The sequence below is a fragment of the Pseudoalteromonas sp. GCY genome (genome assembly GCF_016695175.1).
Lineage (GTDB): Bacteria > Pseudomonadota > Gammaproteobacteria > Enterobacterales > Alteromonadaceae > Pseudoalteromonas.
Genome location: NZ_CP068023.1, coordinates 3,633,335 through 3,647,053 on the forward strand (window position 1 = coordinate 3,633,335; position 13,719 = coordinate 3,647,053).

Here is a 13,719-nt window from a genome sequence, read left to right on the forward strand (position 1 = left end):
GAAGCACTCCAAATTCAGTTCATTATGCAAAAGGCTAGTTTACTGTATGTCTAGCCTTTCGCCAAGTATTGATGGTTAAAAAGTAATTATTTTAGTAAGTCGGCAATAAGCGCTTGATGACGGATAGACTGTGCTTTTTGCTCAAGTCTTGCGGCAATAACAATATGTTCAAGTTCACCGCGTGTTTGCTCAAAGTCATCATTGACAAGAATATAGTCAAACTCGTTATAGTGTGAGCTTTCTGATTTCGCTTCAGCCATGCGACCTGCGATTACTTCTTGAGAGTCTTGACCACGACCATTTAAGCGCTTTTCTAGCTCCGCAGTTGAAGGAGGTAGAATAAAGATAGTCTTTACTTCAGGCATCAACTCACGCACCTGACGCGCACCCTGCCAGTCGATATCTAAAAACACATCAATACCAGCGGCGAGCTGATCTTCTATCGCTTGTTTTGAAGTGCCGTAGTAATTTTCGAATACTTGCGCCCACTCAAAGAAATCGCCTTTATCGATCAGCTGCTTAAATTCATCAACCGAGACAAAATGGTAATGTACGCCGTTTTCTTCGCCTGGACGAGGAGCACGCGTAGTGTGAGACACCGACACTTTAATATCGTCGTGCTTTTCCAATAACGCTTTGATTAAACTTGATTTACCCGCACCAGAAGGCGCAGAAAGGATAAACAGATTACCGCGTGTAGGTGATGTCATAGTCATTCTCAACAATAAGTACCGGCCGAGTGGTATTGGTTTACTCAAGTCTGCCGCAGAGCTAAAAGCGGGCATTATACCGAGTAGCTTATAAGAATACACTAGGGATTAGAATAAGGAAAAATCGAGGAATAAATTCAGCGTTGTGAGTAACCCAGAAACCTATCACTGTTAAATTTATTCCTCTAAAACGGAATGTTATTTTGCCGTGTAAAGCAGCGCCTACCAAGACACTCCCCTGTGGGAACAAATTTACCCCGTGGGAGCGAGTTTACCTCGCGATCTTTCAACTGCTCGCCGCGTGAAGCATCTCCTACCACGGTGTTCACCCAGTAGGAGCGAGTTCACCTCGCGATCTTTTAACTGCTCGCAGCGTAAAGCGGCTTATATGGACTCCTCCAATTGTACAAGCCACTTTTAGCATTATTGGTGTGATTGCGTGCTTATATCCGGGCTCTTGATGAGGTGCTACCTCGGCCTCTTTGATGTATTCGCGCCCTTGTGCCTTATCTCCTACGCGGTATTTGTATACACCTGCGCTTTAACAGGCTCTCAAGGGTGGGTCTCACCGCTTAATGCTCTATCTTGGCTTGTTCAATACTGGGGGTAATCTCAGTATGCTTTTTGCTTTCTTTTTCTGTTTATCTTGATTTGTTCTTCTGTTACTCAGTGCTATGCCGCTAAGATTTTTGGCTCGTATGTTGAACCGTTTTTAAGTAAGGCATAGGCAGTTCTAACCGTTTTGTTGGTCAATGCAATGGCAACACATTTCACGCTTTTCTTGGCGAGTAGGTTTTTTATCCAGCGTTCTTTCTCTGTGGTCGCTTCTTTATGTTTTAGCCTGCTGACTACCGTTCTTGCACCGAGAAACAGGTTTTTCCTTAATGTATTGCCTCGTCTTTTGGGGATATGACCTATCTTGGCTTTTCCGCCTGATGAGTGCTGGGTCGGTGTAACACCAGCACATGCCGCAGCCCCTCTGGCATCACTAAATTGTGAAGTATTGCCTAAAAAGGATAGCAGCTCTATCGCGGTAATTGGGCCAACGCCTTCTAATGCCATTAAACGCTGGCAACTGTCATTTTGCTTGGTTATCGCTTCAACTCGTTTATGTAGCTTTGCTTTAGCGTCGCATTGTGTTTTATTTTGTTTATCTATTAAGGCTCTCGCTTGACTCAATGATTGTAACGTTTGCTCTTCAACCGTCATGATTTTACAGGGCTTCACGTTGTATGCTTGGCTTGCACTGGCAATAGCGAGGACATCGTTTGCATCGGTTTTTTGGCCTTGCCTAAACGCTTTTACGAACTTAGGGGGAAGCAACATGACGTCGTGCCCCAGTGACAGTGCTTTGCGAGCAATATGCTGGGCGCTACCACAAGCTTCCATCACGACCTTTGAACCCTCGGCTTTTGCTAGCAACTCAAGCATAGGTTCGCGTTTCATTGGCTTATTAAACTTGAGTTTATTGCCTTTCAGCTGTGCCACCTGGAAAATGTTTTTTGCCAAGTCGATAGCACTTAAATTAGACTGTGTCATGTATGGACTCCTTATTTGGTAAAAGTGTTTTGCAATATCTTTATACCGTACTCTCCCGATAAGGGGGAGGAGTCCATACATCTCCTACCACGGTGTTCACCCAGTAGGAGCGAGTTCACCTCGCGATCTTTTCTGCTCGCCCCATAAAGCGGCTCCTACCAAGGCATTCACCCAGTAGGCGCGAGTTCACCTCGCGATCTTTTAAAGCAAATCAGCTACGCTGCTACGTACTTCTTCAGGCCATACACCCACTTGTACCTGACCAATGTGCTGCTTTTGCAACAGCAACATCACTAAACGCGATTGGCCAATACCACCCCCTATGGTTTGTGGTAATTCACCCGCAACTAACTGTTGGTGCCAATCTAAACTCAAACGCGCTTCGTCATCGGTTAATTTAAGCTGTCTTGCAAGCGAATCAGGGCAAACACGAATGCCCATTGACGAGATTTCAAATGCATCTTCTAGCACTGGGTTCCACACCAAAATATCACCGTTAAGCCCTTGGTATTTGTCGCACGTTGGCGTTGACCAATCGTCATAATCCGGCGCACGAACGTCGTGAATTTTACCGTCACCAAGCTCGCCACCAATGCCAATCAAAAACACCGCGCCATATTCTTGGGCAATCGCTTTTTCACGTTGCTTGGCTGTGAAATCTGGATACATAGTGCGTAATTCTTCACTGTGCACAAACGTAATTTTCTCAGGTAGGAATGCCGCAATGCCAAACTCATCCTCAACCACTTTTTCCGTTGCTTTAATTGAGCGATAAAGGGTTTCTACCGTTTCTTTTAATTTTGCCAGCGAACGCTCACTGTTTTCGCAAATCACCTTTTCCCAGTCCCACTGATCCACATAGACAGAATGGATTGGCGATAACTTATCTTCGTCTGGACGTAGCGCTTTCATGTGCGTATAGAGGCCTTCGCCTTTAGCAAAACCATAATCGCCTAGTGTTTTACGCTTCCACTTAGCAAGTGAATGCACTACCTCAAACTGCGCGTCCGGTAGCGTTTTCACTTTAACCTGTACCGCCTGCTCATGGCCACTTAGGTTGTCTTGAATACCATCGCCCAAGCGCGCCAAAATAGGCGCTTGTACTTCAACTAAACCTAATTGCTCGGTTAGCTGTGCTGAAAATACTTGTTTTACTCGTGCTATCTGCTTTTGTGTCTCTTGATACTTGCTCAACATGGTTAGGTCCTCATTCCCGAATTTGTCGTTTTGTTGAGTCTATATTTAAAGAAACCGACACAAATATCAATAACCCGCAACAAAAACACCTTTACATAATTATTTTCATCAAAAATATGATATAAATTTTATATAAACGATAATTGTTAATGGATATTTACATGGAAAATTATGAGATCGACAATCTGGATAGATCCATCCTTCACGCTTTAAAAGAAAATGCACGGACACCCTACGCAGAATTAGCAAAAAGATTTGCTGTTAGCGCCGGTACCATCCATGTTCGGGTCGAAAAAATGAAGCAAGCGGGGATCATTGAGGGGACTCAAGTGAGCATTAATGCCAAACGACTTGGTTATGATGTCTGCTGTTTTATCGGAATAAACCTAAAACACGCTGGCGACTACCCGGGGGCCATTGCGCGTTTAAAAGAATTTGAAGAAGTTGTTGAGGCCTACTACACCACAGGCAATTACAGCATTTTTATCAAAGTGATGGCGCGCTCCATCGACCACCTTCAGGATGTGCTTATCAATAAAGTGCAAACCATTGAGTCGATCCAGTCAACCGAAACGCTGATCTCACTGCAAAACCCAATTCAGCGCACCGTTATGCCCTAGCCTCTTTTTTGTTATAATCGCGGGAATTTTTTGATTAGAGTAGTAAGTAGATGGCTGAGAATAGATTCCATCGTGTAAAAAGCGTATTAGATAGACGCCAAACCGACCTCACAGTGTGCCTAGATGAAGTACATAAGCACCATAATCTGTCAGCGATTGTGCGTACCGCAGACGCGGTTGGCTGCCACCACGTACACGCGGTATGGCCACAAGATCAAAGACGGTTAACAAACAATACCTCTGGCGGCAGCAAAAATTGGGTTGAAACCCATATGCATGAGCATATCGACCAAGCCGTTGCGACAATTCGTGAACAAAACCTAGGTGTACAGTTATTAGCTACCAATCTTAGCGATAGCGCCGTTGATTTTCGTGAAATTGATTACACCAAACCTACCGCAATTATTGTCGGTCAAGAACGTTTAGGGATCTCAGAGCGCGCACTTGAGCATGCGGATCAGCACATCGTGATCCCAATGCAAGGTATGGTGCAATCACTCAATGTGTCTGTTGCTGCAGCGCTTATTTTATACGAAGCGCAGCGCCAAAGAGATGCAGCAGGACTGTACAAACGTACAGATATGATGGATCCTGTGGTAAAACATAAGTTACTATTTGAAGGATGTCATCCAATCATTGCAACCCGCTGTCGCGAAAAAGGACTACCTTACCCGGCACTTGATGAGCACGGTGAAATCGTTGCAGACGACGCTTTTTGGGACATTCTTAAGTTTACGCAGAAGAAATAAATAACGCGGATCGCGCTAGAGGATTAGCATGTCGACACCAAATTTGGCCACTTATCCAATCACCGAATTAAAAGGCGTAGGCCCAAAAGCGGCCGAGCGTTTGGCCAAACTTGGCATTCAAACGGTGCAAGACATGTTATTTCACCTTCCGCTACGCTACGAAGATCGTGCGCGTACCTATCCTATCTGCGAGCTGCAGGCGCATAGCCATGTCAGTATTGAAGCCGAGATTGAACGCAGCGAAATCACGCAAGGCAAACGCCGCATGTTGGTGTGTTATGTTAATGATGGGACGGGGCGGATCGCGCTGCGCTTTTTCAACTTTAATGCGGCACAAAAAAATGCCATGCAAGCGGGCAAAGTGATCCGCTGTTTTGGTGAGGTTCGCCGTGGTCATTATGGCTTTGAAATGGCGCATCCAGAATACAGCATCAAAGAAACCCGCTCTGCACCGAGCGATCCGAGTCTTGCGACGCTTACGCCAGTTTACCCTACTACCGAAGGATTAAAGCAACTGAGTATTCGGGCAATTGCCGATCAAGCCGTTGAGTTACTGCGCAAATATGATGTACCAGACTATTTACCAGCTCAGTATCGGCCATCGCAGCAAAGCTTAAAAGAAGCGCTGTTATTACTGCACCGTCCACCACAGGAAGTCGATTTAGCGCAATTAGAGCTCGGGCAACACCCCGCGCAAGCACGTTTGGCGTTTGAAGAGTTATTGGCGCAAAACCTCAGCTTGCTTAAGCTTAGACAAAAAGGCCAAGCGGTGAAAGCAGTTGCATTACCGCCCACCAATCCACTTGAAGCTCAGTTTTTGTCGGCTTTGTCATTTGCCCCCACCAATGCCCAAAGTCGAGTAGTGGCAGAGATCAAAGGCGACTTACAACATCCCTATCCCATGATGCGATTGGTGCAAGGGGATGTCGGCTCAGGTAAAACGCTTGTGGCAGCGCTTAGTGCGTTAACGGCTATCGCGCAGGGTTACCAAGTAGCACTGATGGCACCCACTGAGATCCTATCCGAGCAACACGGCATCAACTTCCTTAATTGGTTTGAACCTATGGGCATAGAAACTGTATGGCTGGGTGGTAAAACCAAAGGTAAGGAACGCTCTCATGCTCTTGAGCGTATTGCTTCAGGGCAAGCACAGATGGTGGTAGGCACCCATGCGTTATTCCAAGAGCAAGTACAATTTTCTAACCTTGCGCTCATCATCATCGACGAGCAACATCGTTTTGGTGTGCACCAGCGTCTAGCGCTGAGAGAAAAGGGAAAGTTTGGCGACTGCTATCCGCATCAGTTAGTGATGACCGCAACCCCAATCCCAAGAACCTTGGCAATGACGGCCTATGCGGATCTTGAAACCTCAATTATTGATGAGTTACCACCGGGCAGAACACCAATCACGACCGTCGCCGTACCAGACACCAGACGCAATGAAGTGATCAAAAAAGTGCAAAAGGCCTGTGTTGAGGATAAACGTCAAGTTTACTGGGTATGTACGCTTATAGATGAGTCGGAGGCGCTACAATGCCAAGCCGCAGAAGACACCGCAAAAGCACTTGCTGAAGCCTTGCCAGAACTAAATATCGCGCTGGTGCATGGCCGCATGAAAGCCCAAGAAAAGCAGGCTATCATGAACGAGTTTAAACAAGGTCATACCCATGTGCTGGTAGCCACTACCGTGATTGAAGTGGGCGTGGATGTACCCAACGCTAGCCTTATCATCATAGAAAACCCTGAGCGTTTGGGGCTGGCGCAGCTTCACCAGTTGCGCGGACGTGTTGGTCGAGGGCAAATCGCTTCACATTGTTTACTGCTCTACCATGCGCCACTATCGGTCACTGCGCAAAAGCGTTTAGGGGTTCTTAGAGAAAGTAACGACGGATTTGTAATAGCTGAGCGCGACCTTGAGATCCGTGGCCCGGGTGAAGTGCTTGGTACAAAACAAACTGGTTTGGCAGAGCTAAAAATTGCCGATCTTAGCCGTGATAAACATTTATTACCGCAAGTGAGAAGCCTCGCTTTTACCGTGCTAAAAAACCACAGCGATATTGTTGACCCTATCATCTGGCGCTGGATGGGTGATAAGAGTGAACTAGCCATGGCGTAAGCCTTAAGCGGCAAATGATATAAAGATCGCGAGGTAAACTCGCTCCCACAAAATGAGCTAGCTCCCACACAGTAACCCATTCTGGTAGGAACCGCTTTATGCGGCGAGCAGTTGAAAGATCGCGAGGTGAACTCGCTCCCACAAAATGAGCCTGCTCCCACAAAGTAACCCATTCTGGTAGGAGCCGCTTTACGCGGCGAGCAGTGAAAAGATCGCGAGGTGAACTCGCTCCCACAAAATGAGCCAGCTCCCACACAGTAACCCATTCTGGTAGGAGCCGCTTTATGCGGCGAGCAGTTAAGAGATCGCGAGGTGAACTCGCTCCCACACAATGAGCCGGATCCCACAAAATAAACTCGTTCTCACAACTCTCTCATACAAAATAACCCATCGCGCTGCGCTTGCTTCTTTCCTCAAGGCTTGGCTACCATCTCGCTAAATCAACTAAAAAGACTCAAAAATGAATCCTTTACTACGTGCTGCATGTACCTCCCTTGCTGCTTTCGTGACGTCAATCACCTCTGCAAAAGCGGTTTACCCAGATGTACCTAAGCAGATTAACCCATCCGCCAAATACGTTTTTTACTCTCATGGCTATATCGTTGAAGGTGATAATGAAACGCCTATTCATAAGCGCTGGGGGAAATATGACTTTCCAGCCATCAAACAAGCTTTAAGTGATGATGCCTATACGCTAATTGCTGAGCACCGGCCTAAAGGCGTCGCACCAGAAACATATACAAAAACCCTCGTTAACAAGGTTCACAAATTACTGGACGCGGGCGTCAGCGCCAGCAACATTACTCTGGTGGGGTTTTCTCGTGGTGGTGCATTAACGATAATGGCAAGCGATGCATTAAAAAATGATGCTATTCACTACGTGGTACTAGCAGGCTGCGCTGGACTTATCAAAAGTAAAACCGAGACTCAGCTCTATGGCAACGTATTGTCCGTTTACGAAACCTCAGATCAAGTGGGCTCTTGCGATTTTCTGAAAGCCCGCTCTGCAAACCTCAAAAGCTTTACAGAGTTTTCTATTTCAACTGGTAAAGAACACGGTGCTTTTTATCTCCCGAGAGACGAGTGGTTAAAGCCCGTTAAAAGTTGGATTTTAAATCACTAAATAATTAGCATGGCGTTCTATCAGAGGAACGCCGCACAGAGTCTTCATTTCACCTCCCCTCGATATCTTTAAATCCTATTTTCAAGCAAACAATACCCTGTTTACTTATTGCACTTTTAAAAATGCTCTCTATAATTGAACCTTATTCGAATATCATTCGAATAAGGTTCAAACTCTAAGGAGAAACGATGGCACCGGCACCTAAATATGATAAAGAAACCCAGCAACGCATGATTTTAAACGCTGCGGAACAATGCATTAATGAGTCTTCAGTCACTGACTTTACAATGGCAAAGGTCTCTTTGCTTGCAGGATTGTCTATGGGCTCAATCTATAAATTTGTGCAGACCAAAGAAGACCTAGTCATGGCGCTGGCCTATGAGTCTTTTACCCATACATCCAGTGTTTTTAAGCAGGTGTTATCCTTACCACTTAGCACGCCAGAACGCATGCTCGCGGTGTGTCTTATCTCGCCACAAAAGCTAAAACGCTTCTCTTTTGATTATGAATTACAGTCCTACTCAACCAATGAGGCGGTGATCAAAAGGGCTTCTGAGTTTTGGACCAATAAAATTATCGAATCCTGTGGTGGTTGTGAAAACGTGTTTAAACAAGCGCTAATTGATGGCATTGAAGCGGGTGAGTTGCAAGCTACACCTGACCTACACGACATGATAGAAGAAATTATCATCACCGGGTGGGCGCTTACCGTAGGATATGAGCAAGTAATGCGTTTACAACAAACTAAACAAATTGTAGAGGGCACGGCTTCATTGCTCGCACCACTTGAGCTTAATGACCCTGTTATTCGCAGCACGGTGAGGCTACTTAACAGTTATCCATGGCAACAGCCCATTACCCAAGATTCTCTGGTACGCATAGATAAAGAATTGCAAGCGCTCAAGCTTCGTTAACTTAAGGAAATCACAATGAACATCAAACGTTGGCTTATGGCCGTTGTCATCATTCTCATCGTTATTACCAGCCTTGGTTTTGTGAAATTTACACAAATCCAAGCGGCAATCGCCTTTGGGGAATCTTTCCCAGAGCCTTCGGCTTCTGTAAAAAGCACGTATGTATCAACCACTGAACATATTAAATCGGTTAAGGTTATAGGTCAGCTCCATGCCAAGCGCACCGTCACCATTAGTAACGAGTATCCAGGTCTTATCACTTACGTCGGCTTTAAGCCCGGCGAGCAAGTAGAAGCGAACCAAGTATTACTGCGCTTAGATAGTAGCATTGATGAGGCGGATCTATTAGCGGCTAAAGCTCGAGTAAAGCTTGCTAAATCAACCTATCAACGGGTTGCCAAATTACTAGAACAAAAACGGATCAGCCCAGATGAGGTAGACAAAGCCGAAGCCGAGGTGGCAATTAATCAGGCAGACGTAAAACGGCTAACAACATTAATAGAGAAAAAAACCATTCGTGCCCCTTACCCGGGTCAAACGGGGTTAGAGCAATATCAGGTTGGCCAATTACTTGATGCCAATAGCGAAATCACGTTTTTGGTTGGGTTAGACGACAGCATTTGGGTGGATTTCAAAATTCCACAAACCCTGCCACAACCTAACCTAGGCGAAGAGGTTGGCGTGGCAATTTCTAATGCCAACGGCCAAGTGCCTGCTCGCGTATCAGCCAAAATGCCAATGGTCGATGTCGCATCGCGTCAACAAAGTTATCGCGCTGAGCTACAAAACGGCAATGGCACACTAAGTCACAATCAAATGGTGTTAGTCAATGTACCAACGGAGGTAGTGAACGCCGCGGTAGTGCCAACCAATGCGATTACGCGCAATCACTTTGGCGAATTTGTTTATGTACTTGAAAAGGACGACAGCCAAAATTGGCGAGCAAAACCGGTAAAAGTTACATTAGGCGATAAGGTCAACGACCAGCAACTTGTACTATCTGGCCTGCGCGGTGGTGAGTTTATTGCTGCTGAAGGGGCATTCAAGCTACAAGAAAACTTACTGGTTTACACCGATCAGGTTGCCGCCGTTGATGGCAATAACGGAGGCCAGTAATGAGCGCATTACACGAAAATAAGCCGTCTATCATGGATATTTTTGTTAACCGGCCGGTACTGGCGATAGTGGTGTCATTGCTTATTGTGCTAGCGGGTTTTAATGCCGCCCGAGATATATCGGTGCAGCAATATCCAAAAATAGAAAGCGCCTCACTGGTGATCAACACTGTCTATACGGGCGCTGCCGCAGACGTCGTAAAAGGCTATGTTACCGAGCCCATCGAGCGAGTAGCCTCTACCGTTCCGGGTGTCGACTATGTAGACTCGATAACTACCTCGGGACTTAGCAAAGTCACCGCTTGGCTTGAACTTAATCACAGTACCACCGACGCTTTGGCTGAACTGACCACCCGATTAAACCAGATTAAGTTTGAGTTACCGAGCGGAGCGGAAGATCCAGCCATTCAAATCGTGCGTGCCGACAGCCCTTATGCGGTATTCTATCTTGATGTGGAATCTCAAGGTCTGCCACGTAATAACGTGAGCGATTATTTGATCCGTAATGTTGTCCCTTCTATGTCTGATATTCCCGGTGTCCAAAAAGTGACACTGGAAGGTGGCCGCGATCCCGCTATGCGAATTTGGCTTGATACCGAAAAACTCGCTATCTATGGCGTAAGTGCTAGAGATGTATTTACCGCGCTACAAACAAACAACACCATTGCCACCTTAGGTTACAGCGAAAATAACAGACAACGCATCGACCTGATGGCCAATACCTCGTTAAAAACGGTAGCTGATTTTAACAACCTAGTGGTAAAAGAAATCGATGGCACGCAACTCAAGCTTGGTAACATCGCCACGGTAGAAGTCGGTGAAGCCGAAGGCATGGTAACCGCACGCCTTGATGACCACGATACGGTATTCTTAGCGGTGTGGGCATTACCAGGTGCCAATGAAATCGATATTGGTGACGCGCTGTATAAAAAGATTGATGAGATAAATACCATCTTACCCGACGGCATGCATTTAAGAATTGGCTACGATGGCACGCTTTATATGCGTGATTCCATAAAAGAAATCTTCACTACGCTTGGGGAAACCGTCCTACTCGTGGGAATTGTTGTACTCGCGATGATGGGCTCGTTTAGAACCGCCATGGTGCCGCTGGTTACCATTCCTATCTCGATTTTAGGCGCAATCGCGGTGATCTCAGCAATGGGCTTTTCACTCAACCTACTGACTATTTTGGCTATCGTGCTTTCTGTTGGTTTAGTAGTGGATGATGCCATCGTGGTGGTTGAAAACGTTGCGCGTCATATGCGTGAAGGCAAACCCAGATTACAAGCGGCGCTTATCAGTTCACGTCAATTACTCGTCCCAATAATTGCCATGACGCTGACCCTTGCAGCAGTCTACGCGCCGATCGGCTTTTTAACAGGTTTAACGGGGTTCTTATTCAGAGAGTTCGCGTTCACCCTAGCCATTGCGGTATTAATTTCTGGACTGGTTGCTATTACCTTATCGCCCATCATGAGTGCTTACGTTAATCCCGAAGGCGGTAAAGAAGGTAAATTAACGCAAAAGGTCAATGGCTATTTTGATCGATTACAAGCGTTCTACTTTCGAGCGCTCGATACCTTGTTTAAGTGGCGTCCACAGGTCTTTTTTGTCGCTATCGTGTTCTCTTTATTGTCGGTGCCGTTTTACCTGTTATCACAAAAAGAGCTTGCCCCTATCGAAGATCAAAGCAGTATCCAAGTCGTAGTGGAAGCACCACCCGAATCTTCTCAAGCTTATACTTCAGCGAAAATGAATGACACTGCCGAAGTCATGAACGCCACTGAAGGCGCTGAGTTTACTTGGCAGATTATTACGGCGGCAGCAGGTTTTGGTGGTGTAGAGCTTGCACCATTTGATGAGCGAGAAAACTCAGTACACGACTTGCTATACAATCTATACGGCCGGTTAGGCAGCGTAACTGGACTAAGTTTATTCCCTATTCTACCGGCATCGCTTCCTACCGCAGGGCAGTTTGACGTTGAAGTAGTATTCCGTGCCAGTGACGACCCAACCGCGATGAAGCAGTACGCCGATGAGATTATTCAACGCGCCACCGCCAGTGGCAGCTTTATGTTCGTCAATACCGACCTAAAAATCGACCTGCCGCAAGCCGAGCTTGAAATCGACCGAGAGCTGGTTGCAGACTTAGGTCTCAGCTTATCGTCGGTAAACGAGCAACTTAGTATTTATATGTCGAATAATTTTGCCAACTACTTCAACAAAGAAGGTAAAGCCTACCGCGTCATTCCCATTGTCGGCGATGGCGAAAGGTACAATCCTGAGAACATTCTTAATATGCAAGTAAGAACGGATGCTGGCGATCTTATTCCGATTTCAGCGTTTGCTACCTTGCGCACCTTTACAAGCCCTAGGGTGCTTGGCTCATTCAACCAGCAAAACTCGTTTAGAATATTGGCAGGCACACTACCACACATTACCAAAGAGCAAGCGCTCACACAGGTAGAGGAAATTGCAGCAGACGTCTTACCTAGTCACTACTCCATTGACTACGCAGGTGAATCAAGACAGCTAAGAAAAGAAGGCAACACCATGGTTGGCGTACTTTTGTTTGCCATGATAGTGGTATTTTTCTTACTGACGATCCAGTTCAACAGCTTTAGAGATCCGCTCGTGGTACTACTCGGCTGCGCACCGCTGGCACTCGCAGGCGCATTGATGCTACCGTTTTTATCACTCACGACCGTCAACATTTACAGTCAAATCGGCCTAATTACGCTCATCGGTTTAATAGCCAAAAATGGCATATTGATTGTTGAATTTGCGAACCATTTACAGCTTGAAGGTAAATCGAAATTTGAGGCGGTAAAAGGGGCTGCGGCCACACGACTGAGACCCATCCTAATGACTACAGGTGCAACCGTGCTTGGTCACTTCCCGTTGGTCTTGGTAACCGGCGCAGGCGCAGAAGCGCGCAACAGCATAGGTATTATCTTAGTCGCAGGCATGCTCATCGGTACTTTCTTCACTTTGATTGTCTTACCGCTACTTTATGAAAAGCTAGCCAGCGATCACCGTGGCGAAGCCGAAACCATTGAAACCTATCCTGAAGAACAGTTAGTAGGCAAGGTCAGTATGACGTGACAACTGGCTAACAATCAAAAGGACACTAAGTGCCATACTTAGTGTCCTTTTTAATTGGTAAAACCTTTCTTTTGATAAGCCGGAATTTATAGCACTATAGTTTCTGGAGCAGATAAACCGCATAACGAAAAGCATCAATAGCAAGCCTCGCACGCGATTACTATTTATATACAGCTGAAACTGAGAGCAAATAAGTCGAAGCGACATTATTTTTCGGCTTCTTCCCTTGATAAATTATCTAATTTATATAAATTAGCTAAATCATATCCAAAAGAAGAATCGCCTTATGAATGAGCAAGCAATCTTCGATCATATCAAACAAGCATTAATTGAAGCGCCACGCAACCAGTACACCACTGAACTACACCTGCAAATGATCAAATACGCAGACGATTTAAAAAGCATGACAGCCAAAGAATTTTGCGAAGGCGTTGGCTTAAAACCTAGCTTTGGTACTGAATTTTCGAAAATGCGTAATCTCACTCACCGTTTAAAAGCCGCTGGCTTAAACACCGACTTGCTCTAACA

General features: G+C 45.9%; 11 protein-coding genes. 8 read left to right on the forward strand and 3 right to left on the reverse strand.

What is annotated here, in order from left to right; all coding sequences use genetic code 11:
• Window positions 1–86 precede the first annotated feature (86 nt).
• The 3 genes from gmk to asnA all read right to left on the reverse strand — a co-directional run bounded on the left by gmk (window position 87) and on the right by asnA (window position 3,446).
• Window positions 87–710 carry a guanylate kinase gene (gene gmk, locus JJQ94_RS21735; protein WP_099030438.1) on the reverse strand — a complete coding sequence of 208 codons (624 nt, stop codon included), beginning with the start codon at window positions 708–710 and terminating at the stop codon, window positions 87–89.
• A 672-nt stretch (window positions 711–1,382) separates the two neighbouring features.
• The gene (locus tag JJQ94_RS21740; protein ID WP_201435438.1) at window positions 1,383–2,249 is read right to left on the reverse strand and encodes a transposase; all 867 of its coding nucleotides are present in this window, start codon (window positions 2,247–2,249) and stop codon (window positions 1,383–1,385) included.
• A gap of 201 nt (window positions 2,250–2,450) precedes the next feature.
• Entirely contained in the window at window positions 2,451–3,446 is a 996-nt protein-coding gene (gene asnA, locus JJQ94_RS21745; protein ID WP_010374293.1) for an aspartate--ammonia ligase, read from the reverse strand.
• 161 nt (window positions 3,447–3,607) lie between these two features.
• Between asnA and asnC the strand changes: the two genes are divergently transcribed.
• The 8 genes from asnC to JJQ94_RS21785 all read left to right on the forward strand — a co-directional run bounded on the left by asnC (window position 3,608) and on the right by JJQ94_RS21785 (window position 13,717).
• On the forward strand, window positions 3,608–4,066 hold the full coding sequence (gene asnC, locus JJQ94_RS21750; protein ID WP_010374296.1) for a transcriptional regulator AsnC: 459 nt from the start codon (window positions 3,608–3,610) through the stop codon (window positions 4,064–4,066).
• A 50-nt stretch (window positions 4,067–4,116) separates the two neighbouring features.
• On the forward strand, window positions 4,117–4,815 hold the full coding sequence (gene trmH / locus JJQ94_RS21755) for a tRNA (guanosine(18)-2'-O)-methyltransferase TrmH (RefSeq protein WP_099031730.1): 699 nt from the start codon (window positions 4,117–4,119) through the stop codon (window positions 4,813–4,815).
• Between the two features lie 28 nt (window positions 4,816–4,843).
• Window positions 4,844–6,931 (forward strand): ATP-dependent DNA helicase RecG, encoded by a 2,088-nt coding sequence (gene recG, locus JJQ94_RS21760; RefSeq protein ID WP_099031729.1) that lies wholly within the window; start codon window positions 4,844–4,846, stop codon window positions 6,929–6,931.
• 460 nt (window positions 6,932–7,391) lie between these two features.
• Entirely contained in the window at window positions 7,392–8,054 is a 663-nt protein-coding gene (locus tag JJQ94_RS21765; protein ID WP_099031728.1) for an alpha/beta hydrolase, read from the forward strand.
• A gap of 188 nt (window positions 8,055–8,242) precedes the next feature.
• Window positions 8,243–8,968 (forward strand): TetR/AcrR family transcriptional regulator, encoded by a 726-nt coding sequence (locus JJQ94_RS21770; protein WP_099031727.1) that lies wholly within the window; start codon window positions 8,243–8,245, stop codon window positions 8,966–8,968.
• A 15-nt stretch (window positions 8,969–8,983) separates the two neighbouring features.
• On the forward strand, window positions 8,984–10,084 hold the full coding sequence (locus tag JJQ94_RS21775) for an efflux RND transporter periplasmic adaptor subunit (RefSeq protein ID WP_099031726.1): 1,101 nt from the start codon (window positions 8,984–8,986) through the stop codon (window positions 10,082–10,084).
• A complete protein-coding gene (locus tag JJQ94_RS21780; protein WP_099031725.1) occupies window positions 10,084–13,191 on the forward strand; it encodes an efflux RND transporter permease subunit in 3,108 nt (1,035 codons plus the stop codon). Before JJQ94_RS21775 ends, JJQ94_RS21780 begins: the two co-directional genes overlap by 1 nt.
• Window positions 13,192–13,477: 286 nt before the next feature.
• Window positions 13,478–13,717, forward strand: coding sequence for an HTH-like domain-containing protein (locus JJQ94_RS21785; protein WP_045964924.1), 240 nt, complete (start codon window positions 13,478–13,480; stop codon window positions 13,715–13,717).
• Window positions 13,718–13,719: the final 2 nt, after the last annotated feature.